Genomic DNA, 24668 nt, shown 5'->3' on the forward strand with positions numbered 1-24668 from the left:
GTTTCCGCTGGCCGGCGGCCCGTGGGCGGAGTGGGGCGACTGCCGCCCGACCGCGCGGTACGGTTCCGTGTCCGGACCCCGCCGCCGGGAGGACTCGGGCATATGCCAGAAGCATCACCGCGTCAGGTGTTGCCAAATCCCTTACGGCGCCTCCCCGGCTGTGCGACAGTCAGTACCGGTCCTTCCGTCTGTCCTGGTCGTACCGCGCCAGTATCGGAGTTCGTCATGCCGCCCCATGTCTTCGCGGACCGCCCCGCCGCCCAGCCGCCGGAGCCCGGTTCGGTCGACGCGCTGATCTCGCAGACGCGCCGGCTGCTCGGTGACGTCGACGCCGTGCGGCGCGAGGCCACCTCCGACGACGGTGATCCCGAGCGTCGCTGGCAGCGCGCCCTTTACGAGCTCGCTGTGCACCAACTCACCGATCTCGACAAGCACTTGGCGCAACTGCGCGACGGACTGCCGCGTCCGACCGTGGACTCCCTGGTCCCCGAGGCCCGCGGTGCCACCCCGGCCGAGCCCCAGGACGACTCCCTGCTCAGCCGCGTGGGCAGCGCCGAGTGGAACCTCCTCACGGACGAGGCGAGCTGGTCCGGGGAGCTGTACGAGATCCTCGGCCGCAGCCAGGACGCGCCCCCGCTGACCCTCGACGAGCTGCCCTCCGTCGTGCACGCCGATGACCAGACCATGCTCACCAGGATGGTGACGGACTGTCTCATCGAGGGGAAGCCGATCGACGGCGAGTTCCGCGTCCTGCGCCCCGACGGCACCGCCCGCACGGTGCACATGATGGGCGAACCCGTGCTCGACGCGAACGGTTCCACCGCCTCGATGTGGGCGGTCCTGCGGGACGTCAGCGAACTGCGCCGCACCCAGCGCACCGTACGCGAGACCCATGACACGCTGCAGCGCCGGCGCCACATCGAACAGATCGAACAGACGGAGCACCGGCTCGCCACCGAGCTCCAGGAGGCCGTCCTGCCTCCGTGGGGCGGCTCCCTGCGGTTCTCCCAGGGAGCGCCGCAGGACCTCGATCTCGCGGCCCGCCATCTGCCGTCCTCGGCGAACGAGCTCGTGGGCGGTGACTGGTACGACGCGCTCGAACTGCCCGACGGACAGACGCTGCTGAGCGTGGGCGGACTGGCCGGGCACGGTGTGACCGTGACCTCCGGCATGGCCATGCTCCTGGGCGCGCTGCGCGGCATGGCCGTCACCGGCACCCCGCCCGACCAGCTGATGGGCTGGCTCAACCGGCTGACCGACAGTGCCACGCAGCCCACCCTGGGCAGCGCCGTCTGCTGCCGCTACGACTCCCGGTCGCGCACGCTCACCTGGGCACAGGCGGGACACCCCGCCCCGCTGCTGTTCCGCGACGGGGTGGGGCGCGCGCTGACGCCGCCCGAGGGCGTGCTCCTCGGAGCGACCCCCGGTGCCACGTACGGGCAGGCCGAGGAGTCGCTCCGCGCGGGCGATCTCCTGCTGCTGCACACCGACGGCCTGGTCCCCCACCTGACCGGCGCGGCGGCGGCGAACCGGCTCCTCGATCTCGCGCCACGACTCGCCGGGGCCGCCACCGCGCAGGACTGCGTGCGGACGGTCTTCGAGGAGTTCGGCGCCCACGAGCGCGCGGACGACGCCTGTGTGCTGGTCGCCAGGATCGGCTCCTGACGCGGACAGCTACTGGTTGTCGAGAGCTACCTGTGTCCGTACTCGTTTAGTCGTTTAGTCGTTCACTCGTTGAAGTCGGGCCGCGTGCCCCGGTAGGTCATGCCTGGGCCCGGTTGCCTCCCTGGCTCTTGCCCGCGCTCTTCGGCAGCGCGAGCTGGATCTCCTCGCGCAGGTCCACGATCTTCGGGTAGCCCGCGTACTGCCCGGTGAGCCGGTACATCTCGCGGAGCCGGTCCCAGGTGCGGTGGGAGGAGTTGGCCCCCATCGACACCAGGGCCAGGCGCGCGTACCGGTCGGCCTGCTCCGGGTCGTCGGCGATGAACAGGGCCGACGCGAGCGAGATGTAGTCGAAGATCTGTGACCGCTGCCGTCCGTTCGCCCGCAGTTCGAGGGCCTCCTTGGCGTGGCGCTGGGCCGTGTTCGCCGCGGCGGGCTCGTGGTCGGCGAGGGTGCGGTACGCCAGGGCCTGCATCCCGTGCAGGTCCGCCTCGTCGAACATCTGCATCCAGCTGGGCGGCGGGACATCGCCCTTGTCGGAGACGAAGAGGTCCTCCGCCTCGCCGAGGGTGCGGCGCATGGCCTGACCCTTGCCCATCGACGCCTGCGCCCAGGCCTCGATGGTGTAGAGCATGGCCCGGGTCCGCGGCAGGGTCTCGTCGCCGGATCCGGATTTGGCGAGCTTCATGAGGTCGAGGGCGTCGTCGGGCCGGCCGAGGTGCACCATCTGGCGGGCCGCCCTGGACAGGGCCTCCCCGGCGCGCGGCCGGTCGCCGCCCTCACGGGCCGCGTGCGCGGCGATCACGAAGTACTTCTGGGCCGTGGGTTCGAGGCCGACGTCGTGGGACATCCAGCCCGCGAGGACGGCCAGGTTGGCGGCGACGCCCCACAGGCGCCGCTGGAGATGGTCGGGGTGCCGGTAGCTGAGCATGCCGCCCACTTCGTTGAGCTGGCCCACCACCGCCTTGCGTTGCAGTCCGCCACCGCGGGCCGCGTCCCAGGCCCGGAACACCTCGACCGAGCGCTCCAGTTCCTCGATCTCCTGCGACCCGATGGGGGCGGCCTCGTAACGGTCGTACCCAGCGGGGTCGGCGTGCAGGGGGTCGTCGAGGCGTGGAGCGTCGGCCGCGAGGGCCGGGTCGGTGTGGAGCCAGTCGTGCATGGCGCTCTTGAGTGCAGATCCTGCTGTGAGCGCGGCACCCGCGCCCACCAAGCCGCGTCGGTTGAGCATGAGGTCCATTCCCGTGAATTCGGTGAGGACCGCAGCAGTCCGCTCGGGCGCCCACGGCACGCCGTCGGGGTGTTCCACACCCCGCTCGTCACGCCGTTTCCCCGTGCGCCCCTGCCGGACCAGACCGAGGTCCTCGATGGTCACGACACGGCCGAGTCGCTCGGTGAACAGCGCCGCCAGCACCCGTGGCACCGGATCGCGCGGGATCTCTCCCATGTCGATCCAACGCCGCACCCGTGAGGTGTCGGTCGCCAGCTGGGGGTGGCCCATGGCCGCCGCCTGCCTGTTGACCAGCCTCGCGAGTTCGCCTTTGGACCAGCCGGCCAGGCCGAACAGGTCGTTCAGGCGGGTGTTGGGTTGTCCGTTCACGTCAAGCCCCCAGGTTCTCGGCTGAGTTGACAGTAACCCTCTGTCAGTTGCAGAGCGACTATTCGCCAGGGTTCGCCAGGGTGCGCCAGATGGTGTGCCAGTGGGCACGGGGTGTCAGGTAGGAATGCGCCACCCCGACCCGGTTGCCGCGGCTCACTCCCCAGGGTGCACCACGGTTCCCGGGGCGGGTGGCGCCGGCAACTCGCAGGCACACGAAGGGATCTGTTCGCCCATGTACGCAGCATCGTCCTCCGTGTCCGCCCCGCCCCGGCCGCTCTACGCCCGGCCTCCGGCCCGCGGCAACGGCCGCGCGGGAGAGGCACCCACGGCGGGCAGCGGCCCGTATCTCGACCCCGCGCGGCCCGCGGCCGCGGCGCTCGGCCCCAGTCGGACCAGGCGTGTCCCGGGGCTCGGCACCCAACCGCTCAGCGGGAGACTCGACTTGTCCGGCCCCCAGGGCGCGCAGCTGCGCACGGCGATCGCCTCGGTGCACCGGATCTGCCCGGAGTTCAATCCGGTGCAGGTGCTGCGCCGCAGTGGACGGTCGGTGCTGCTCGTCGGCACCACAGGGCGCAGCACCGCCGTCGCCAAGTGTTTAGTGGATCACTCCCCCGTCTGGGCCGAGCGGATCCGGCACGAGATAGCGGCATACCGCTCGTTCGTCCGGCACCGGCCACCGGTCCGGGTGCCGCGGCTCATCGCCGCGGACCCCGACAACTGCACGCTGGTGATCGAGCGGATGCCCGGCCGCGTCGCCGCCCTGCAGCGGCACCCGGCCGAGGCACCGCCCCGGGCGGACGTGCGGGCCGCGCTCGGCGCGATCTGCCGGCTCAACCTCTGGCGCCCGCCGGCCGGTACGTTCAACGCTCCGCTGGACTACGCGGACCGGATCTCCCGGTACCACGACCTCGGGCTGCTGACCGACCGGGACATGGGTGACCTGCAGAAGCTGCTGCACGGCATCGCCCACGCGTCGGGCCGCCAGGGCATGGGCCAGTTCTGTCACGGGGACGCGCTGCTTTCGAACATCCTGCTGTCACCCGCGGGCCCCGTGCTCGTGGACTGGGAGCACGCGGGCTGGTATCTGCCGGGGTACGACCTGGCGACGCTGTGGTCGGTCCTCGGTGACGCGCCGGTGGCGCGGCGCCAGATCAGCCAGCTCGCGCAGTCCGGTGGGCCCGCGGCGCGGGACGCGTTCCTGGTGAACCTGATGCTCGTGCTGACCCGGGAGATCCGGACGTACGAGACGGCTGTGCAGCGTTCGATGCAGGACACGGCCCCGGCGGCGGCGAGCACGGCCCCGCAGGGTGCCCTGCCGACCGGTGAGGAACAGCGGCTGCTGCTGCGGCGGCTGCACGACGACTGCCAGCTGGCCCGCCGGGCCGTGCGGGCGGCGGTCGGTACCCGCTGACGGACGGACAGAGATCCGCGGTGCGCCAGGACAACGGCGCACCGCGGACTTCGCGTGCCCCAGGGGGTGTTCGCGTTCCCTAGGGAGTGTTCGCGTGCCCCAGGCGGTGTCTGACACGAGGTGCAGCTCCCCGCCCGGTCATGGCCGCGGCGAGGCCGCGTCCGGGAGGGCACGGCCGGCCTAGGTGAGCTCGTGCGTGGTCGGCACGGACGGCCCGCCCGGAGTACGGCGGCCCCGGCCGGGGAAATCGCCCCCTCTACTGGGACCTGCGCACGCGGCGCGACGAAGTCGAGCGCGTCTTCACCGTGTGACGCCGCCCCGACCCGGCTCGACCCGGCTCGACCCGGCTCGACCCGGCCCGGCCCGGCCATCGGGGCCATAAGCGCCCGGGAACATCCGAGCGGCCCATCCTCCGATCAGGTGGAGTACGCGGAGGAGTTCGGGCGGCCGCTCCCGTATGCCGAGACAGTGGCCGCACGGTTTTCGTGCGGCCATTGGTCCACTCCACTGACGCGCCGCAGGCGGTGCGGCCTCCTCGGCGAAACCCCGTGGAACGCGTCCTGACATGGGAAATCCCTTGCCCTGAGCATGATTGACGGATCGTCGGAGAGCCGGTACCACTGACCCACGATCGCCCCCGCACTCCCGTCGAGCTCATCCGTCCCAGGACCGTTCCCAGGAGGCCGCTTTGCCCTCGACCACCAGCGACCGCGCACCGGCCGCCCGCAGACGCACCCACCAGGCGGCCCGGGCGGCGGGGACGCTCGCCACGGCGGCTCTGCTGCTCCCCCTCCTCGGCGCCGCGCCGCCCGGTGCGGCCGAGGAGGCATCGCCGTCACAGCTCCAGCACGCGTTCGCGACCGCGGCCGCCGAGTACCGGGTGCCGCAGAGCGTCCTGCTCGGCGTGTCCTACCTCCAGTCCCGCTGGGACAGCCACGGCGGCGCACCGAGTGTCACCGGGGGCTACGGCCCGATGCACCTCACCGACGCCCGCGCCGCGCTCGCCGGGGTGGCCGCGCACAGCGAGGCGGCGGGCGATCCGCGCGGGGACTCCTCACGGGCTGCGCTCACCCCGAAGGCGAAGGTGCCGCGCGACTCCCAACTCCCGGCCCGGCTAAAGTCGTTGACCCGCGCGGCCCAACTCAGCGGCATCCCCGCCGAGGAGCTGCGCACCGACCCCGCGGCCAACGTGCGCGGCGGCGCCGCCCTGCTCGCCGCGGCCCAGAAGGCCCTCGGCAAGCCCCTCAGCTCCGACCCGGCCGACTGGTACGGGGCGGTCGCGAAGTTCTCCGGCGCCGACGACACGGCCACGGCGGCGACGTACGCGAACGACGTGTTCGCCGTGATCCACGACGGCGAGCGCCGCACCACGGACTCCGGGCAGCGCGTGCGGCTGACGGCCGACCGCGCGCTCAAGGCCGACGCGGCGCAGGTACGGAGCATGGGCCTGCGGAAGTCCGACGAGAGCGGCACCGAGTGTCCGCCGACCGTGTCGTGCGAGTGGATCCCGGCGCCCTACGAGGAGTTCGGGGACGGCGACTACGGCAACCACGACCTCGCCGACCGGCCGAACGACCAGAGCATCGACTACATCGTCATCCACGACACCGAGGGGCCGTGGGACACGACGCTGCGGCTGGTGCAGGACAAGACGTATCTGGCGTGGCACTACACGCTGCGGTCCACGGACGGGCACATCGCCCAGCACGTGAAGGCCAAGGACGTCGGCTGGCACGCGGGCAACTGGTACGTCAACGCCAAGTCCGTCGGCCTGGAGCACGAGGGCTTCCTCGCCCAGCCCGACTCCTGGTACACGGAGGAGATGTACCGCGCGTCGGCGCGCCTGGTGAAGTACCTGGCGAAGAAGTACGACATCCCGCTGGACCGGCAGCACATCCTCGGGCATGACAACGTGCCGGGGACCACGCCCGCCGGGATCAAGTCGATGCACACGGACCCCGGTCCGTACTGGGACTGGGCCCACTACTTCGCCCTGATGGGCAAGCCGTTCGAGGCCACCGCCGGCACGAAGGGCGGCCTGGTCACGATCGCCCCCGACTTCGCCACGAACAAGCCGGTCTACACCGGCTGCGTCAAGGCGGGCGAGGCCTGCGCGGCTCACGGTTCCGGTGCCGTGCGGGTGCACACCGCGCCCAGCGAGGACGCTCCGCTGATCAAGGACATCGGCCTGCGTCCGGGCGGCGGGCCCTCCACGACCGACGTGAACGACATGGGCGCGCGCCTGTCGACCGGCCAGGAGTACGCGGTCGCGGAGCGCAAGGGTGACTGGACGGCGGTCTGGTATCTCGGCCAGAAGGCCTGGTTCGAGAACCCGGAGAAGCAGCCCACGGCCGTGAACGCGAAGGGCCTGGTCGTCGCCCCGAACGCCGGCCGGACCGACGTCCCGGTGTACGGGCGCGCCTACCCGGAGAAGGAGGCGTACCCGGCGGGCATCACCCCGCAGGCGATCACCCCGCTGCCGTACAAACTCCTCGCGGGGCAGCGCTACGTCGTCGGCGGCCGGACGACCGGCGAGTACTTCTTCTCGCCGACGTTCGACACGACGTCGCACCGGGTGGTGCGCGGCACGGACGCCTACTACGAGATCCAGTTCGGTCACCGGGTGGCGTACGTGCGGGCCGCGGACGTGCAGGTGCTGCCGTCGGACGCGTAGCCACACGGCGAGACGGCCGGGCCCGGACCTGCTCAGAAGCAGGTCCGGGCCCGGCCGTTTCGGAGTGTGTGTGTCAGGCCTGCTGGAAGAGCTCGGGGGGCAGCGGCTTCAGGAGCGCGTAGAGGTCGTCCGTGATGGGCCGGTCCCAGGCCGCGATGGTCACGAGGACGTTGTCGCTGCGGTCGAACTGCACGCAGGAGATACGGCTCTCGGAGAGCTTGAGGCGGCGCACGATGAGGAGGTTGTCGCCCTGCATCACCGGGATGTCCTCGGTGTCGACGACGGTGACCTCTTCGTCGTTCTCGAGCGCCAGGAGGAGCTGGCCCACCTCGAAGGGGATCTCTCCCTCGGCGACCTCACGGGCGGACGAGCCCTCGGGGAGGTTGCCGATGATCATCGCGGGGCCGCGGCCGCCGAACAGGTCGTAGCGCAGGAACACGCCCTGGCAGCTGCCGTCGGGGGCGGGCAGCAGGCCCGCGCCGAGATTGCCCGGCCAGTCGCCCGGGTCCATGGCGAGGACATCGAAGTCAGGACCCGCGGGTGTGGCGGAGCTGCGTCGGCGGAGGAAGGACATGCCGCAATGGTACGTGCCGCGCGGGGTCACGCGGGCCGGGGCTCCGCACCGCACCCCGCGTCCCTTGTCCTCAGACGCCGGACGGGCTGGACATACCCGCCGCACAGCCCGGATCAGGCTTCCGCGCGGTGCCGTTCGTGGTGGCGGGCGACCCGGGCGCGGTTTCCGCAGGACGGCTTGCACCACTCCTGGCGTGGGTGGTCCTTGAGGAAGTAGCGCACGCACCGCGGGGCGTGGCAGGAGCGCAGGCGTTCGCGGTCCTCGCTCGCGAGGAAGGCGACGGCGGCGCGGGCGAGGGCCGCGGTGAGCAGGTCGGGCGCGGGTGCTGCGGTGCGCGCCTCGTGGCGTACGAGGGGGGCGGCGCCCTCGGCCCAGGTGAGGACGGGGACGGTCGGGGCGAGTGCCGCCGCCGCGTTGAGCCGCCGCACCGCCTCGCTCACGGGGAGCAGGCGGTCGGCGTCGGCGGGGCTCGGGGCGGCCGGGCGCACGGCGTGCGCGAACAGCGCGCGGACGGCGGCCCGCACCTCGCGCACCTCGGCGAGCGCCGTCGCGTCCGCCTCGAAGCCGGCGGCGTCCGGCAGTGCGCCGGCGCGCTCCCGTACCCAGGCCGTCAGTGCTTCGGGGCGGTCGAGGTCGTCGGCGACACCGCCGTGTCCGTCGTGGCGGATGGTGAGGGCGAGGTCCAGGGAAAGGGATGTGTCCTGCGCGCCCGCACTGATGTCACTCATGGCGCTAATGATAGGGTCCCGCGCATCCATTAGCTGACCCTTGGCCTGGAGGGAGAGTCCGGGTGCTGCTCAATTACTGGCGGGCCGGCCTGCACGACGTACCGGACGAGGTGTGGGAGCACCCGCGCCTGGAGGTCCTTCTCCTGCCGGACAACGCGCTCACCCGGCTCCCCGAGCGCATCGGCTCGCTCGCCCACGTCCACACGCTCGACCTCGGGCACAACCGGCTCACCTCGGTCCCGGACACGCTGGGCGACCTTGTGGGCCTGACCCGGTTCCTCTATCTGCACGACAACGCGCTCACCGACCTGCCCGACACGCTCGGCAAGCTGTCCCGCCTCGCCTATCTGAACGTCGGCGAGAACCCGCTCTCCCGCCTGCCCGCGTCGCTCGGCTCGATGGCGGGCCTCGTGGAGCTGCGCGCCCAGCACGCCACCCTCGCCCGGCTCCCCGAGTCGATCGGCGGTCTGAGCGCGCTGCGCGAGCTGTGGCTGCGCGGCAACCGGCTCACCGCCCTCCCCGACTCCGTACGGCACCTGCGTGAGCTGCGGGAAATCGAACTGCGCGAGAACGCCTTCGCCGACGTGCCCGCAGCGCTGCGCGGCCTCCCGCTGCTGCGCCGCCTCGACCTGCGGTCCAACCGGCTGCGCGCGCTCCCCGACTGGATCGCCGAGATGCCCGCGCTGGAGAAGCTGGACCTCAGGTGGAACGACGTGCGCGTACCGCCGGGGGTGGCGGACGCGCTCATGGCTCGGGGCTGTGCGGTGCTGTACTGAGACGACAGCCCTAGGACTGCGCCCCGGCCACGTCGTCCGTGGCCGGGGGTACCACCGCGACCGGGCTCGCCGCGTGCAGCAGCACCGCCTGGGTCACCGAGCCGAGCATCGGCGCGGGCCGCGTGAAGCGGCGCCGGTGGCGGCCCACGACCACCAGGTCGGCGTCGCGGGAGTTCTCCACGAGGTGTCCTGCCGCGTCGCCCGGCGCCACGTACAGGTCGACCTGTACGTCCGGGTGCTCCTTGCGGAAGGGCGCCACCGCCGCGTTCACCAGGGTCAGCGTCTCGTGCTCGGCCGCGTCCTGGTCGACGGTCGTGGGCGTGAAGTCGCCGAACGTCGTCCAGGCGAGGACCGGCCACGGGAACGCGGCGATCACCTGGAGCCGCGCCCCGGAGCGCTCCGCCTGCCCGAAGGCGAAGGCGAGGACGGTGCCGTCGGGATCGTCCGCGTCGACGCCGACGACGACCCGCGGTCCGGGCGGTACGTCGGCGTCGCCGTGCACGTCACGCCCGGGGCGCGGCACCACGACGACGGGGCAGGTGGCGTCCCGCGCGGTCGCCACCCCGTTCGAACCGAGCAGCAGGCTCGCGAAGCCGCCGCGGCCCCGCGAGCCGAGGACCAACAGCTCTGCCTCGGGGCCGAGTTCGGACAGGACGGCCGCGGGCGCGCCCTCCAGGGTCACGTACTCCACGGGCGGCAGGTCGTCCCGACCCGCCAGGGTGGCGCGGACCTCGTCGAGGACCCCGTCCACGGCGGGCTCCGGCGGGCCCAGCACCCCGGGCCGCGTCCAGGGACCCTCCTGGCGCACATGGACGATCCGCGCGGGCGCCCCGCACCTACGTGCCTCGGCGAGCGCCCACTCCAGCGCGCGCAGACTGTCCTCGGATCCGTCGACGGCCGCCACGACGGGCAAGGGGCGCGGGGTACTCATGTCCAACCTCCGGCACGCTCGGCTGTTCCTGCCCCCAGCCTCGCGCACGGCGGGGCGAGGAGGCAGGAGCACAGGTCACGTGTCGGAGCCGGGCCCGCTCGGCCCCCATGCCGGCGGCCAGGTGGGCCGCGGCGGGGCCCGCTCAGGTCAGGTCGAACTCTCCCTCACGCGCCCCGAGCACGAAGGCTCCCCATTCCGCGGGCGTGAAGATCAGGGACGGGTTCTGCGGGCTGCCGCCGTTGCGCATCGCGATGAAGCCTTCGACGAAGGCGATCTGGACGTCCCCCAGACCCTTGCTGCTCGAATGCCAGTCCGCGGTGCTCAGGTCGAGGTCCGGCTTGTCCCAACCCGCGATCGTGCGCTGCTCGATGGTGCTTTCGGCCACGTCCGTGCTCCTCCCGGTTCGTCGTCCGCCCGCCAGCCTAGCGACCGGTCCGCGCGCCGGACAGGCCGCGGCGGCGAGCCGTTCAGGACGTGGGGGGCTCCGCTCCGACGAGCCACATCGAGAAGAACTGGGCACCGCCGCCGTAGGCGTGTCCGAGGACCTTCCGTGCGCCGTCGACCTGGTGTTCTCCCGCCTGCCCGCGGACCTGGAGCGCGGCCTCCGCGAAGCGGATCATGCCGGAGGCGCCGATGGGATTCGTGGAGAGGACGCCGCCCGACATGTTGACGGGAAGGTCCCCGTCGAGTTCCGTGACGCCGGACTCCGTGAGCTTCCACCCCTCGCCCTCGTCGGCGAAGCCGAGGTTCTCCAGCCACATCGGCTCGTACCAGGAGAACGGGACGTACATCTCGGCGGCGTCGATCTCCCGGCGCGGGTCGGTGATGCCGGCCTGCCGGTAGACGTCGGCGGCGCAGTCCTTGCCGGCCTGCGGTGACACGAAGTCCTTGCCCGCGAAGAGCGTCGGCTCGCTGCGCATCGCCCCGCCGAGCATCCAGGCGGGCGGCCGCGGCGAACGGGCCGCCCCGGCACGGTCGGTGAGGATCATGGCGCAGGCTCCGTCGGACGACGGGCAGGTCTCCGAGTAGCGGATCGGGTCCCACAGCATGGGCGCCGCCTGGACCTTCTCCAAGGTGATGTCGTGCTCGTGGAGGTGGGCGTAGGGGTTCTTGAGGGCGTTGCGGCGGTCCTTGTAGGCGACGAGGGAGCCAACGGTGTCGGGCGCTCCGGTGCGCCGCATGTACGCGCGCACGTGCGGGGCGAAGAAGCCGCCGGCGCCGGCGAGGAGCGGCTGGGTGAAGGGGATCGGCAGGGACAGGCCCCACATCGCGTTGGATTCGGACTGTTTTTCGAAGGCCAGGGTGAGGACGGTCCGGTGGACGCGGGAGGCGACCAGGTTGGAGGCGACGAGTGCCGTCGAGCCGCCGACCGAGCCGGCCGTGTGCACCCGGAGCATCGGTTTACCGACCGCGCCGAGGGCGTCGGCCAGATAGAGCTCCGGCATCATCAGGCCCTCGAAGAAGTCGGGCGCCTTGCCGATGACGACGGCGTCGATGTCGGCCCACGTCAACTCGGCGTCCTGGAGGGCTCGTTGGGCCGCCTCGCGGACGAGTCCGGCGATCGAGACGTCCTTGCGGGCCGCGACGTGCTTGGTCTGGCCGATACCGACGACGGCCACGGGTTCTTTGGCGACACTCACTGGGCGTCCCCTTCCAGTACGGCGACCAGGTTCTGCTGCAGACAGGGACCGGAGGTCGCGTGCGCGAGTGCCCGGTCGGACTCACCGCGGTGGATGCGGGCGGCGGCCTCGCCGAGCCGCAGCAGGCCCGCGGCCATGAGCGGGTTGGCGGCGAGCGCCCCGCCGGAGGGGTTCACGGCCACGTCGTCGCCCAGCTTCAGGGCCTTGCGCAGGACGACCTCCTGCGAGGTGAACGGGGCATGCAACTCGGCGGTGTCCACGGGCCGTTCGAAGGCCCCGGCCCGCTCGGCGGCGAGCCGCGTCGACGGGGAGTCGGTGAGGTCGCGCACCCCGAGGCTGTGCGCCTCGATGCGGTGGTCCATGCCGCGGATCCAGGCGGGCCGCTCGCACAGCTCCCGTGCCTTGTCGCCGGCGGCGAGGATCACCGCGACGGCGCCGTCGCTGACGGGCGGGCAGTCACCCTTGCGCAGCGGCCGCACGAGGTAGTCGCCCTGCGGCACCGAACCCTTCACCTGCGCATGGGAGTTGGCCGCCGCCGACTCCCGGCTCCTTACGGCGACACCGGCGAGCGCGGGCTCGTCCGTCTCCCCAGCGTCGATCAGGGCCTGCGCCTGCAGCGCGGCGAGCGCGACCGCGTCGGGCCACAGCGGGGCCACGTAGTACGGGTCGAGCTGGCGGGTCAGCACGTCGCGCACCGAGCCGGGCGAGGACTTGCCGTACGAGTAGACGAGCGCCGTGTCGACCTCGCCGGTCAGGAGCTTCACCCAGGCCTCGTACATCGCCCAGGCGCCGTCCATCTCCACGTGCGACTCGGAGATCGGCGGCCAGGCGCCGACGCCGTCGAGGGTCATGGTGAAGGAGAACGCGCGGCCCGCGAGATAGTCGGAGGAGCCGGAGCAGGTGAAGCCGATGTCGCTGGTCCTCAGGCCGGTCTGCGCCAGGACCTGGTGCAGCACCGGCATCACCATGTCGACCTCGGAGAGTTCGTCGGTGGTGCGCAGATGGTCGCTCTGCGCGAAGGCGACGATCGCTACCTCTCGCATCTACACCAGCTCCTTGTACGTGTCGTAGTCGGCGTCCGGCTCGCCGGTGGGCCGGTAGTGGTCGGGGTAGCGTCCGCCCTCGGTCCACACCGGCTCGACCCTGAGGCCCATGCGCACCTGGTCGTAGGGGATGCCGCCGATGCGGCCGTGGAGTGCGAGTCCGGCGCCGTCGAGCGCGATGTGCGCGTAGACGTAGGGCACTTCGATGTCGAGGTTCCTGGCCTTGATGTTGACGATGCAGAAGGTGGTGACGGTGCCGGCCGGGCCGACCTCGACCTGGTCGGTGGTGGCGACGCCGCAGGTGGGGCAGGCGCCGCGCGGCGGGACGTAGACCTTGCGGCAGGAGGGGCAGCGTTCGCCGACGGTGCGCCGCTCGGCGAGGGCGTTGATGTAGGCGGTCTGGGCGCGGCCGGGCGAGTAGGTGTAGTCGAGGCGGGCGGGCGTGACGATCCCGGTCACCTGGTCGGTGAACTCGCCTGCGTGCGGCGCTACTTGACCGGCCTCTTCGGAGCTTTCGTGCGGCTCGAAGCAGGCGATGTCGGTGATGGCGCCGGTGCGTTCGGCGGCCCAGCGGACGCGGACGCGCATGCCGGTGGTGACGGCGTCGGGGCCGGTCGCGTCGAGGGCGTGCAGGACGGCGGTGTCGGCGCCGTCGAGGCGGACGAGGACCCAGGCGAAGGGGGTGTCGAGGGGCTGGCCGCGGCGGGGCTCGGGGTTCCAGGCCCAGGTGGTGACGGTGCCGGTGGCGGCGACCTCGACGAGGTCGCGCAGCTCGTCGGCGGTGACGGGGTCGTACTCGACGGGCGGGACCATGATCTTGCCGTCGGTGGCCCTGACGCCGAGGACGGTGCGTTCGCGCAGGCCGGTCAGGAACGCGCTCTGGACCGGGCCGAGCGAGCGGGTGAAGGGGAACTCGACGACGAGAGGGGCTGTGAGGACTTCGACTTCGGGCACTTCATAACTCCTTGGCGGTCAGAGAGGGCTTCACGCGCGCCGGTAGACGGCGGGACGCTTCTCGGCGAAGGCCCTCGGGCCCTCCTTGGCGTCCTCGGTGGCGAAGACCGGCCAGCCGCGTTCCAGTTCGGACTTGAGGCCGTCGGTCTCGGTCATCTCGGCGGTCTCGTACACCGAGGCCTTGACCGCCTCCACCGCGAGCGGGCCGCAGGCGTTGACCTGCTCGGCGATCTCCAGGGCCCGGTCGAGGGCGGCGCCCGCCGGGACGACACTGCCGACGAGGCCGATGGAGAGCGCCTCGGCCGCGCTGTAGTGCCGGCCGGTCAGCAGCATCTCCAGGGCGTGGGTGCGCGGGATCTGCCGTTGCAGCCGTACGGTGGAGCCGCCGATCGGGAAGAGGGCGCGCCTGACCTCGGAGAGTCCGAAGGTCGCGGTATCGGCGGCGACGCGGATGTCGGTGCCCTGGAGGATCTCGGTGCCGCCGGCCACGCAGTACCCCTCGACGGCGGCGATCACGGGCTTGCGGGGCCGGTGGTGGCGCAGCATCGCCTTCCAGTGCAGGTCGGGGTCCGCCTTGAGGCGGTCGCGGTACTGCTCGCCGGCCATGCCCTTGCCGGCCAGGGCCTTGAGGTCCATGCCCGCGCAGAAGCTGCCGCCCGCGCCGGCCAGGACGACGGAGCGGATCGTGTCGTCCTCGTCGGCGGCGATCCACCCGTCGTACAGGCCGACCAGCATGGGAAGCGAGAGCGCGTTCTTGGCCTCGGGCCTGTTGAGCGTGAGTACCAGGGTGGCGCCTTCGCGCCGCACCGTGAGGTGTTCCGTCCCGTGTTCCGTCCCACCCATTGCCGTACTCCCGTCTCGGATGCGTCGTGTACGTCATGCGCCGTGCGTACGTCCCGGATGCGAGAACAGGTTGCAGTAGGCGGGTGGCCAGTTCAATAGTTTTCTGACACTCAGTCAGATTTCTTGGGCTGGGCCCTTCCCACTTCCGTACGGCTCTGCTGTGATGACGGCCATATCGAGACGGTGCCTGGGTCAGGAGGAGCGGTGGAGTACAACCTTGCCGACCTGTTCGAGTCGGTCGTCGACGTGGTCCCGGACCGCGAGGCGCTCGTGCACATCGACCATCCCGGCACGGGCGCCGAGCGCCGGCTCACCTACGCCGGACTCGACGCGGCCGCCAACCGCCTCGCGCACCACCTGATCGACAGCGGGCTTCGCCCCGGCGAGCACCTGGGCCTGCACCTGTACAACGGCATCGAGTACCTCCAGACGGTCCTCGCCTGCCTCAAGGCCCGGATCGTCCCGGTCAACGTCAACTACCGTTACGTGGAAGAGGAGTTGGTCTACCTCTACCGGGACGCGGACCTCGCGGCGCTGGTCTTCGACGCGGAGTTCACCGAGCGCGTCGCGGGCGCGCTCCCCCGGACGGAGAAGCTGCGGCACCTCGTGCGGGTCGGGACGCCGCCGCCCGGCGCGCCGCCCGTGAAGGCCCTGGACTTCACGGAGGCGGAGGCGGCCGGTTCACCGGAGCGCGGCTTCGGGGCGCGCTCGGCCGACGACCTGTTCATCATCTACACCGGCGGCACGACCGGTATGCCCAAGGGCGTGATGTGGCGCCAGGAGGACCTGTTCTTCTCGGGGCTCGGCGGCGGCGCCCCGACGGGTGAGCCGGTCGGCAGGCCGCAGGAGCTGGCGGAGCGGGTGGCCGCCGGCGGTGACGGCATCACGTTCTTCCCCACCCCTCCCCTGATGCACGGGACCTCTACGCTCACGGCCTTCATCGGCTTCAACTTCGGCCAGCGCATCGTCATCCACACGAAGTTCGCGCCCGAGGAAGTCCTGCGCACGATAGAGAAGGAGAAGGTGACGAGCATGTCGCTCGTCGGGGACGCGATGCTGCGCCCCCTGATCGACGCGCTGAACGGGCCGATGAAGGGCACCGACTGCTCGTCGATGTTCAGCGTCTCGTCGTCGGGCGCCATCATGTCGGAGACGGTGCGCGCCCAGTTCCAGGCGCTCGTCCCGAACGTGATGCTCCTCAACAACTTCGGCTCCTCCGAGTCCGGGTTCAACGGCACGGCGACGGAGGACTCGGGCCCCGAGAAGGGCTTCCGCCTCCGGGTCAACTCCCGTACGCAGGTGGTGGATCCGGCGACGTACGAGCCGGTCGTGCCCGGTGAGCCCGGCCGTCTCGCGCAGCGCGGACACGTGCCGCTCGGCTACTACAACGACCCGGCGAAGACCGCCGAGACGTTCTTCCAGCGGGGCGACGAGCGGTGGGTGCTGCTCGGCGACATGGCGACGGTCGACGAGGAGGGCATCGTCACCGTCCTCGGCCGGGGCTCCCAGTGCATCAACACGGGCGGCGAGAAGGTGTACCCGGAGGAGGTCGAGCAGGCCCTCAAGTCCCACCCCGACGTCTACGACGCGCTGGTGGCCGGGGTGCCCGACGCGAAGTGGGGCAACCACGTGGCGGCGGTCGTGCAGCTGCGCGACGGCGCGGCAAGGCCCTCCCTCGACGACATCCAGACGCACTGCCGCACCCGGCTCGCCGGTTACAAGATCCCCCGCCGCCTGGTCCTCACGGACAGCATCCAGCGCTCACCGAGCGGCAAGGCGGACTACCGGTGGGCGCGGGCGGTGGCGGCGGACGGCGCCTGACCGGGCGGGACAGGCCCCGGGTGGCGCGGGCGCCGGGCCGGGCGGGTTCCGGGTCGTGCGGGGGCCGGGCCGTGCGGGGGCCGGTCCGTGCGGGCGGCGGGCCGCGGGGAATCCGGTTGCCGCGGCTCCGCGCCGGTGCTGAAGTGGCCGGATGGATCACGACGAGGTACTGGCCCTGTTCGACCGCCAGATGAGACGCGACGCCGGGCCCGACGCATCCGGCACGCGGGTCGAGCGCGTGGACGGCGTGGTGCGGCAGACCGGAGCGGGGGACGGCTGGAGCGCTGTGGTCTGGTCGGACCTCGACGAGACCTCCGCCGACGCGGCGATCGCCGCCCAGGTACGCCACTTCACCGAGCTCGGCCGCGAGTTCGAGTGGAAGGTGTACGGGCACGACCTGCCGTACGATCTGCCGCGGCGCCTCACGACCGCCGGGTTCGTGGCCGAGCCCGTCGAGACGCTTCTCGTCGCCGAGGTCGCGGAGCTGCCCACGGACGTCCCGCCGCCCGACGGGATCCGGCTGCTGCCCGTCACGGACGCCTCCGGTTTCGACCTGCTGGCGGAGGTCCACGACAAGGCGTTCGGCAGGAGCCTCGGACTCACCCGGCACCAGCTCCTCGCCCAGCTCGCCGCCGACGGCGACGCCGTGCCCGCGGTCCTCGCGATGGCCGGGGACGTCCCGGTGAGCGCCGCCCGGATGGAGCTGCATCCCGGCACGGACTTCGCCAGCCTGTGGGGCGGCGGCACGGTCGCCGAGTGGCGCGGGCGCGGGATCTACCGCAGCCTCGTCGCGTTCCGCACCCGCATCGCCGCCGAGCGAGGCTACCGCTACCTCCAGGTCGACGCCTCCCGCATGAGCCGCCCGATCCTGGAACGACTCGGCTTCGCGGCCCTGAGCACGACGACGCCGTACGTCCACGCGGGACGGGCCGCGCAGGGCTGAGCGGCGAGATTCCCCGCACCCCTCTTGACGCACGCCCCGCCCCTTGCCTTACTGAGCCTGAACAGGTCAACCGAACGATCGGTCGATGATGACGGAACTGCTCGACGCGGGGGAACGGCTCGGACCGGAGGAACTGCGCGCGGCGCAACTGGAGCGGCTGCGGGCGACGCTGGCCCGCGTGTACGAGCGCGTGCCGTTCTACCGCGCGTCCTTCGACAAGGCGGGCGTGCGCCCCGACGACTGCCGCTCGCTCGCCGACCTGGCCCGCTTCCCGTTCACCACCAAGACAGACCTGCGCGACAACTACCCCTTCGGGATGTTCGCCGTACCGGAGACGGACGTGCGCCGGCTGCACGCGTCCAGCGGTACCACGGGCCTGCCCACCGTCGTCGGCTACACGGAGAACGACCTGTCGATGTGGGCCGACATGGTGGCCCGCTCGCTGCGCGCGGCCGGCGCCCGCCCCGGCCACAAGGTCCATGTGGCGTACGGCTACGGCCTGTTCACCGGGGGCCTCGGCGCCCACTACGGCGCGGAGCGCCTCGGCTGTACGGTCATCCCCGCGTCCGGCGGCATGACCGCACGCCAGGTGCGGCTGATCCAGGACTTCCGCCCGGAGGTCATCATGGTCACGCCCTCGTACATGCTGACGATCCTCGACGAGTTCGAGCGGCAGGGCGTCGACCCGCGCGGCACGTCGCTGAGGGTGGGGGTCTTCGGGGCCGAGCCGTGGACCGAGGAGATGCGCCGCGAGATCGAGGAGCGGTTCGCCATCGACGCGGTCGACATATACGGCCTCTCCGAGGTGATGGGTCCCGGTGTCTCGCAGGAGTGCGTGGAGACGAAGGACGGGCTGCACATCTGGGAGGACCACTTCTATCCGGAGGTCGTCGACCCGTTCACCGGCGAGGTGCTGCCCGACGGCGAGCAGGGCGAGTTGGTCTTCACCTCGCTCACCAAGGAGGCCATGCCCGTGATCCGTTACCGGACGCGGGACCTGACCCGGCTCCTGCCCGGCACGGCGCGCCCCGCGTTCCGCCGTATGGAGAAGGTGACGGGCCGCAGCGACGACATGGTGATCCTGCGCGGGGTGAACCTCTTCCCCACCCAGGTCGAGGAGATCGTGCTGCGCACACCGGCCGTCGCGCCGCACTTCCAGCTGCGCCTGACGCGCGAGGGCCGGATGGACGCCCTGACGATCCGCGCCGAGGCCCGCGCCGGCGCGACCCCCGAGGACCGGTCCGCCGCGGCCCTCGCGATCGCGACCGCCGTGAAGGACGGCATCGGCGTCTCGGTGACGGTCGAGGTCGTCGACCCGGAGACCCTGGAACGCTCGGTCGGCAAGATCAAACGGATCGTGGACCTGCGGGGGAAGGAGGGGTAGGCCCCCTTCCTCCACGAGGCCCCCCTTGCCTCATGAGGCCTCCTTCCCTCATGAGGGCCCGACCCGGCGTCAGTTCACGCCGTCCCACAGTTCGCCCGCGTACGCCTCCACCCCGGCCGCTATCCCGGCCAGCGCCTCCTCGGCGGAGAGCGGGGCGAGGCGGCGGCCGTCGCGCAGGCGCAGGGCCACGTGGCCGTCGGCGGCCTCCTTCGCCCCGATGACGGCCTGGTAGGGGGCGAGCCGGGCCTCCCGGACGCGGGCGCCGAGGGTGCCGCGTTCAGGCCCTGCGATCTCGGCGCGCAGACCCCGTTCCCCGCACTGCCTCAAGAGGGCTTCCGCGTCCGGGAGTTCGGCTTCCGAGATCGGGAGGATCGCCATCTGGACGGGGGCGAGCCACGCCGGGAAGGCGCCGCCGTGCGCTTCGACGAGGTGGGCGACGGCCCGCTCCACACTGCCGATGATGCTGCGGTGGACCATCACGGGCCGGTGTTTCGCCCCGTCCGCGCCGATGTAGTGCAGATCGAACCGCTCGGGCTGGTGGAAGTCGACCTGGACGGTGGACAGGGTCGACTCGCGCCCCGCGCCGTCGACGACCTGGACGTCGATCTTGGGGCCGTAGAACGCGGCCTCCCCCTCCGCCGCCTCGTAGGCCAGGCCCGAACGGTCGAGGACGTCGGTGAGCAGCGCGACGGACCGTTCCCACATCTCGGGTGCGGCGACGTACTTGCCGCCGGGCCCGGGCAGGGAGAGCCGGTAGCGGGCCACGCCGATGCCGAGCGCCTCGTACGCCGCGCGGATCATCTCCAGGGCGGCCGCGGCCTCGCCGGCGACCTGGTCGAGGGTGCAGAAGATGTGCGCGTCGTTGAGCTGGATGGCCCGTACGCGGGTGAGTCCGCCGAGCACGCCCGACAGCTCGGAGCGGAACATGCCGCCCAACTCGGCCATGCGCAGCGGGAGTTCGCGGTAGCTGTGGGAGCGGGAGCGGTAGATCACCGCGTGATGGGGGCAGAGGCTCGGCCTAAGGACGACCTGCTCGCCGCCGAGGTCCATCGGGGGGAACATGTCGTCGCTGTAGTGCGACCAGTGGCCGGAGATCTCGTACAGCTCGCGCTTGCCGAGGACCGGCGAGTACACGTGCCGGTAGCCGGCGCGGCGCTCGGCGGCGCGGATGTACTCCTCCAGGGCGTGCCGTACGGCGGCGCCGTCGGGCAGCCAGTACGGCAGGCCCGCGCCGATCAGGGGGTCGGTGTCGAACAGGCCGAGTTCACGGCCGAGCCTGCGGTGGTCGTGCTTCGGCTTGTCGCTCAGGGGATGCGGGTGGGTGTTCATGGGTGGGGCCTCTCGCGGTCTGCGGGCGAGTGACCCCACGGCGAAGCCCCGGGGCCATCGCCCCGGGGCTTCGGACAAGCACAGCTGTCAGCGCGCCGGGACACTCTCCGGCGTCGTCGTCATGGCAGCGGCGCGTCGCTTCATGCCGGAGACCGTAACAGGACCCGGGCCGGTCGCGCGCTCCATTTGTTTCCCGTGCTCAGTCCACTTGATTCCCATACTCAGTCCGCCGCCGCGAACCGGTCCCGCAGCTCCCGCTTGAGGATCTTGCCGCTGGCGTTGCGCGGGAGTTCGGCCACGAAGACGACCCGCTTGGGCGCCTTGAAGTGGGCGAGCAGCTCGCGCGCGTGGTCGATGAGTTCCGCCTCGGTGACGTCGGCGCCGCGGACGACGACCGCGGTGACGGCCTCGATCCAGCGCTCGTCGGGCAGTCCGACGACGGCGGCCTCGGCCACCGCCGGGTGGGTGTACAGGGCGTCCTCCACCTGACGGGAGGCCACCAGGACTCCCCCGGAGTTGATGACGTCCTTCACCCGGTCGACGACGGTGAAGTAGCCCTCGCCGTCGCGCACCGCGAGGTCCCCGGAGCGGAACCAGCCGTCGCGGAAGGCCGCCTCGGTCTCCTGCGGCTTGTCCCAGTAGCCGTCGCACAACTGCGGTGAGCGGTACACCACTTCGCCGGGGGTGCCGTCGGGCACCTCCTTGCCGTCCTCGTCGACGACCCGGGCCTCGACGAAGAGGACGGGCCGCCCGCAGGAGTCCATGCGGCCCTCGTGCTCGTCGGGTCCGAGGACGGTGGCGAGCGGGCCGATCTCGCTCTGGCCGAAGCAGTTGTAGAAGGCGAGTCCGGGCAGGCGTGCGCGGAGCCGTTCCAGGACCGGCACGGGCATGATCGACGCGCCGTAGAAGGCCTTGCGCAGGGCGCTCAGGTCGCGGGTCGCGAAGTCGGGGTGCTGGGAGAGGCCGATCCAGACGGTGGGCGGCGCGAAGAGGCTGTCGGCGGCGCCCGCCTCGACGAGGTCGAAGATCTTCGCGGCGTCGGGTCCGTCGAGGATGGTGTTCTGCGCGCCGACGGCGAGGTAGGGCAGCAGGAAGACGTGCATCTGGGCCGAGTGGTAGAGCGGCAGCGAGTGGACGGGCCGGTCCGTCTCCTTGAGGCCGAGGGCGTGGATCGCGCTGACGTACTCGTGGACGAGCGCGCGGTGGGACATCATCGCGCCCTTGGGGAGCGCCGTCGTGCCGGAGGTGTACAGGAGCTGCACGAGGTCGTCGGCGTGCGGCTGCGGGCCGTCGTACGGGGCGGCGGTCGCGATGCGGGCGAGCAGGGAGTCGTCCGTGTCGCGCAGCGCCAGGGTGCGCGCACCGGCCGGCAGCCGGTCCGCGAGGTCCGGGTCGGTCATGACGAGCGCGCTGCCGGACTGGCCGACGATGTAGGCGAGATCGTCGCCGGTGAGGTTCTGGTTGACCGGCACGTGCACGAGCCCGGCGCGCGAGCAGGCCAGGAAGCCGATCAGGTAGGCGTCCGAGTTGTGCCCGTAGGCGCCGACGCGGTCGCCCGGTCCGAGGCCGAGCCCGCGCAGCACCGTGGCCGCGCGCGAGACCGCCTCGTCGAGTTCGGCGTACGTCCATGTGCGCGCGCCGTAGCGGACGGCGACCCGGCCGGGGGCGCGTCGGGCGCTGCGACGCAGCGTTCCGTCGACCGTGCTCGCGCGTACGTCTCGTTCGTTGCTGACACCCGTCATGGCGTGATCCTGTGCCCCGGCCGACGCGAAATCAAGGCGGGCGACACGCGTCGCGGGAAGGTGTTTCCGGACCCCGCACCTCCGTGCATACCGGTTGGTACGCTCAAGCGCCTCTGTCCTCACAGCAGTTGGGAGCACGATGCGCACCCGCCCGAGACGCCTCGCGGTCATGGGTTTCGCCCTGTTGACCGCCTTGAGCACCACGGCCTCGCTCCCGTCGGCCGCGGCCGACGGCCCCGGCCGGCCCGAGAACCACCCCCACGGCGGCGGCCTGTCCGCCACGATCCGCTACACCGAGTACGGCATTCCGCACATCGTCGCGAAGGACTACGCGGACCTGGGCTTCGGCACCGGCTGGGCGCAGGCCGCCGACCAGGTGTGCGCGCTCGCCGACGGGTTCGTCACCGTACGCGGCGAGCGCTCGCGCTACTTCGGGCCGGACGCTGCCCCCGACGGCTCCCTGTCGTCGGCCACCAAGAACGTCTCCAGCGACCTCTACTTCCGGGGTGTGCGCGAGGCGGGCACGGTGGAGAAGCTGCTCGCCACACCCGCGCCCGCGGGACCGGGGCGTGAGGTCAAGGAGACGATGCGGGGCTTCGCCGCCGGGTACAACGCGTGGCTCAAGCAGAACGAGATCACCGACCCGGCGTGCAAGGGCGCGGACTGGGTGCGCCCGGTGACACCCCTCGACGTCGCGACGCACGGTTTCGCGCTCGCCGTACTGGGCGGGCAGGGACGCGGCGTCGACGGCATCACGTCCGCGCAGCCGCCCGCCGCGGGCGCGCCCGCCCGGGCCGGCTCGCCGGACAAGGCCGAAGTGGCCGCTGGCGCACGGAAGTTGTTCTCCGCCGAGGACGCCGACATGGGGTCCAACGCCGTGGCGTTCAGCGGCGCGGCCACGGCGAACGGCCGCGGTCTGCTCCTCGGCAACCCGCACTATCCCTGGCAGGGCGGCCGCCGGTTCTGGCAGTCGCAGCAGACGATCCCCGGCGAGCTGAACGTCTCCGGCGGCTCGCTCCTCGGCTCGTCGACGATCTCGATCGGGCACAACGCGCACATCGCGTGGAGCCACACCGTGGCGACCGGCGTCACCCTGAATCTGCACCAGCTCACCCTCGACCCGGCCGACCCCACCTCGTATCTCGTGGACGGCCGGCCGGAGCGGATGACGAAGCGGACCGTGACCGTGGCGGTCAAGGACGGCGCCCCGGTCACCCGCACCCAGTGGTGGACGCGGTACGGGCCCGTCGTGAACGGGCTCGGCCCCTCGCTCCCGCTGCCCTGGACGTCCACGACGGCGTACGCGCTCGGCGACCCGAACGCCCTCAACCTGCGCGCGTCCGACACCGCGCTCGGGTTCAGCAAGGCGCGTTCCACCGACGACGTGCTGAACACGCTGCGGCGCACGCAGGGCCTGCCGTGGGTGAACACGATCGCCGCCGACTCGGCCGGGCACTCGCTGTTCACGCAGTCCCAGGTGATTCCGCGGATCACCGACGATCTGGCGGCGCGCTGTTCGACGCCGCTCGGCAAGGTCACGTATCCGGCGGCCGGGGTCGCGGTCCTGGACGGCTCGCGCGGGGACTGCGCGCTCGGGTCCGACAAGGACGCCGTGCAGCCGGGGATCTTCGGGCCGTCGAAGATGCCGGTCCTCAAGGACGCGCCGTACGCGGAGAACTCGAACGACAGCGCCTGGCTGGCCAACGCCGACCGGCCGCTGACGGGGTACGAGCGGGTCTTCGGGACGGTCGGCACGCAGCGGTCGATGCGGACGCGCGGAGGCGTGGAGGACGTCGCGGCGATGGCGCGCAAGGGCGGGCTCACGGTCTCCGATCTCCAGCGGCAGCAGTTCGCCGACCGGGCGCCCGCGGGGGATCTGGCCGCGGCGGACGTGGCGCGCGCGTGCGCGGCGCTGCCGGGCGGCACGGCAACGGGCGGTGACGGCAAGCCTGTTGACGTCCGTCAGGCCTGCGATGTGATCGGGAAGTGGGATCACTCCATGAAGACGTCGAGCCGTGGAGCTCTGCTCTTCGACCGGTTCTGGCGCAAGCTCACGGCGGCCGTACCGAACGACAAGCTGTGGAAGGTGCCGTTCTCGGCGACCGACCCGGTGCGCACGCCCAACACCCTGAACACGGACGCGCCGGGCTTCGCGACGGCTCTCGCCGACGCCGTGGGCGAGCTGCGGTCGGCGGGGATCGGCCTCGACGACCCGCTCGGCGACCACCAGTTCGTGGTGCGGGGCGGCGAGCGCCTCCCGGTGCACGGCGGCACGGAGTCGCTGGGCGTGTGGAACAAGGTCGAGACGGTGTGGGACGCCAAGGCCGGCGGCTACACCGAGGTCGTGCACGGCTCCAGTTACATCCAGGCCGTCGGCTGGGACGGCGGGCGCTGCCCGGTGGCCCGCACGCTGCTGACGTACTCCCAGTCGCCGAACCCGAACTCGCCGCACTACAGCGACCAGACGCGGCTGTTCTCGAAGGGCGCGTGGGTGACGTCGCGGTTCTGCGAGAAGGACATCCTGGCCTCGCCCGCGCTGAAGGTGGTGCGGGTGCACGACTGAGGCGGCGGGGTGGTCCGGGTATCCAGAAGGGCACCCGGACCGCCCCGGTC

General features: G+C 72.1%; 19 protein-coding genes. 8 read left to right on the plus strand and 11 right to left on the minus strand.

Annotated features, from left to right (window positions below):
* Positions 1–225: 225 nt before the first annotated feature.
* Complete coding sequence (locus EOT10_RS22765; RefSeq protein WP_127830141.1) at positions 226–1665, plus strand: PP2C family protein-serine/threonine phosphatase; 1440 nt, start codon at positions 226–228, stop codon at positions 1663–1665.
* Positions 1666–1762: 97 nt separating this feature from the next.
* On the opposite strand, the gene EOT10_RS22770 is transcribed toward EOT10_RS22765, so the two are convergent.
* The gene (locus EOT10_RS22770) at positions 1763–3262 is read right to left on the minus strand and encodes a DNA-binding protein NsdB (protein WP_127830142.1); all 1500 of its coding nucleotides are present in this window, start codon (positions 3260–3262) and stop codon (positions 1763–1765) included.
* 232 nt (positions 3263–3494) lie between these two features.
* Between EOT10_RS22770 and EOT10_RS22775 the strand changes: the two genes are divergently transcribed.
* Both EOT10_RS22775 and EOT10_RS22780 read left to right on the plus strand, forming a co-directional pair.
* Positions 3495–4673: an aminoglycoside phosphotransferase family protein gene (locus EOT10_RS22775; RefSeq protein WP_127830143.1), complete on the plus strand. Its 1179-nt coding sequence runs from the start codon at positions 3495–3497 to the stop codon at positions 4671–4673.
* Between the two features lie 688 nt (positions 4674–5361).
* Complete coding sequence (locus tag EOT10_RS22780; RefSeq protein ID WP_127830144.1) at positions 5362–7347, plus strand: N-acetylmuramoyl-L-alanine amidase; 1986 nt, start codon at positions 5362–5364, stop codon at positions 7345–7347.
* Positions 7348–7420: 73 nt separating this feature from the next.
* Here the strand turns inward: EOT10_RS22780 and EOT10_RS22785 are convergent, their stop codons facing one another.
* Together EOT10_RS22785 and EOT10_RS22790 are read right to left on the minus strand one after the other, a co-directional pair.
* Positions 7421–7921 carry a glycosyltransferase family protein gene (locus tag EOT10_RS22785; RefSeq protein ID WP_127830145.1) on the minus strand — a complete coding sequence of 167 codons (501 nt, stop codon included), beginning with the start codon at positions 7919–7921 and terminating at the stop codon, positions 7421–7423.
* 113 nt (positions 7922–8034) lie between these two features.
* Complete coding sequence (locus tag EOT10_RS22790; protein ID WP_127830146.1) at positions 8035–8649, minus strand: CGNR zinc finger domain-containing protein; 615 nt, start codon at positions 8647–8649, stop codon at positions 8035–8037.
* 62 nt (positions 8650–8711) lie between these two features.
* Here EOT10_RS22790 and EOT10_RS22795 point away from each other — a divergent pair, with 62 nt between their 5' ends.
* Entirely contained in the window at positions 8712–9425 is a 714-nt protein-coding gene (locus tag EOT10_RS22795) for a leucine-rich repeat domain-containing protein (RefSeq protein WP_189491958.1), read from the plus strand.
* Between the two features lie 10 nt (positions 9426–9435).
* Here EOT10_RS22795 and EOT10_RS22800 read toward each other — a convergent pair whose 3' ends face one another.
* The 6 genes from EOT10_RS22800 to EOT10_RS22825 all read right to left on the minus strand — a co-directional run bounded on the left by EOT10_RS22800 (position 9436) and on the right by EOT10_RS22825 (position 14836).
* A complete protein-coding gene (locus EOT10_RS22800; RefSeq protein WP_127830147.1) occupies positions 9436–10356 on the minus strand; it encodes a universal stress protein in 921 nt (306 codons plus the stop codon).
* 142 nt (positions 10357–10498) lie between these two features.
* Positions 10499–10741, minus strand: a complete 243-nt coding sequence (locus tag EOT10_RS22805; RefSeq protein WP_127830148.1) for a DUF397 domain-containing protein — start codon at positions 10739–10741, stop codon at positions 10499–10501.
* Between the two features lie 82 nt (positions 10742–10823).
* A complete protein-coding gene (locus EOT10_RS22810; RefSeq protein WP_127830149.1) occupies positions 10824–11996 on the minus strand; it encodes a thiolase domain-containing protein in 1173 nt (390 codons plus the stop codon).
* Positions 11993–13039: a thiolase domain-containing protein gene (locus EOT10_RS22815; RefSeq protein ID WP_127830150.1), complete on the minus strand. Its 1047-nt coding sequence runs from the start codon at positions 13037–13039 to the stop codon at positions 11993–11995. Before EOT10_RS22815 ends, EOT10_RS22810 begins: the two co-directional genes overlap by 4 nt.
* Complete coding sequence (locus EOT10_RS22820) at positions 13040–13993, minus strand: Zn-ribbon domain-containing OB-fold protein (protein WP_127830151.1); 954 nt, start codon at positions 13991–13993, stop codon at positions 13040–13042. It lies immediately after the preceding gene.
* A 30-nt stretch (positions 13994–14023) separates the two neighbouring features.
* A complete protein-coding gene (locus EOT10_RS22825; protein ID WP_127830152.1) occupies positions 14024–14836 on the minus strand; it encodes a crotonase/enoyl-CoA hydratase family protein in 813 nt (270 codons plus the stop codon).
* A gap of 204 nt (positions 14837–15040) precedes the next feature.
* On the opposite strand from EOT10_RS22825, the gene EOT10_RS22830 reads away from it, so the two are divergent.
* The 3 genes from EOT10_RS22830 (at position 15041) to paaK (ending at position 18984) form a co-directional block, all read left to right on the plus strand.
* Positions 15041–16657 carry an acyl-CoA synthetase gene (locus EOT10_RS22830; protein ID WP_127830153.1) on the plus strand — a complete coding sequence of 539 codons (1617 nt, stop codon included), beginning with the start codon at positions 15041–15043 and terminating at the stop codon, positions 16655–16657.
* 151 nt (positions 16658–16808) lie between these two features.
* A complete protein-coding gene (locus EOT10_RS22835; protein WP_127830154.1) occupies positions 16809–17600 on the plus strand; it encodes a GNAT family N-acetyltransferase in 792 nt (263 codons plus the stop codon).
* A gap of 88 nt (positions 17601–17688) precedes the next feature.
* Positions 17689–18984 (plus strand): phenylacetate--CoA ligase PaaK, encoded by a 1296-nt coding sequence (paaK, locus tag EOT10_RS22840; RefSeq protein WP_127830309.1) that lies wholly within the window; start codon positions 17689–17691, stop codon positions 18982–18984.
* A gap of 69 nt (positions 18985–19053) precedes the next feature.
* On the opposite strand, the gene thrS is transcribed toward paaK, so the two are convergent.
* Both thrS and EOT10_RS22850 read right to left on the minus strand, forming a co-directional pair.
* Positions 19054–20313: a threonine--tRNA ligase gene (thrS, locus tag EOT10_RS22845; protein WP_127830155.1), complete on the minus strand. Its 1260-nt coding sequence runs from the start codon at positions 20311–20313 to the stop codon at positions 19054–19056.
* Between the two features lie 221 nt (positions 20314–20534).
* A complete protein-coding gene (locus tag EOT10_RS22850; RefSeq protein ID WP_127830156.1) occupies positions 20535–22055 on the minus strand; it encodes an acyl-CoA synthetase in 1521 nt (506 codons plus the stop codon).
* A gap of 139 nt (positions 22056–22194) precedes the next feature.
* On the opposite strand from EOT10_RS22850, the gene EOT10_RS22855 reads away from it, so the two are divergent.
* On the plus strand, positions 22195–24618 hold the full coding sequence (locus EOT10_RS22855; protein ID WP_127830157.1) for a penicillin acylase family protein: 2424 nt from the start codon (positions 22195–22197) through the stop codon (positions 24616–24618).
* The last annotated feature ends 50 nt before the right edge of the window (positions 24619–24668 follow it).

This window comes from Streptomyces antnestii, assembly GCF_004005495.1.
Classification (GTDB): Bacteria; Actinomycetota; Actinomycetes; order Streptomycetales; family Streptomycetaceae; genus Streptomyces; species Streptomyces antnestii.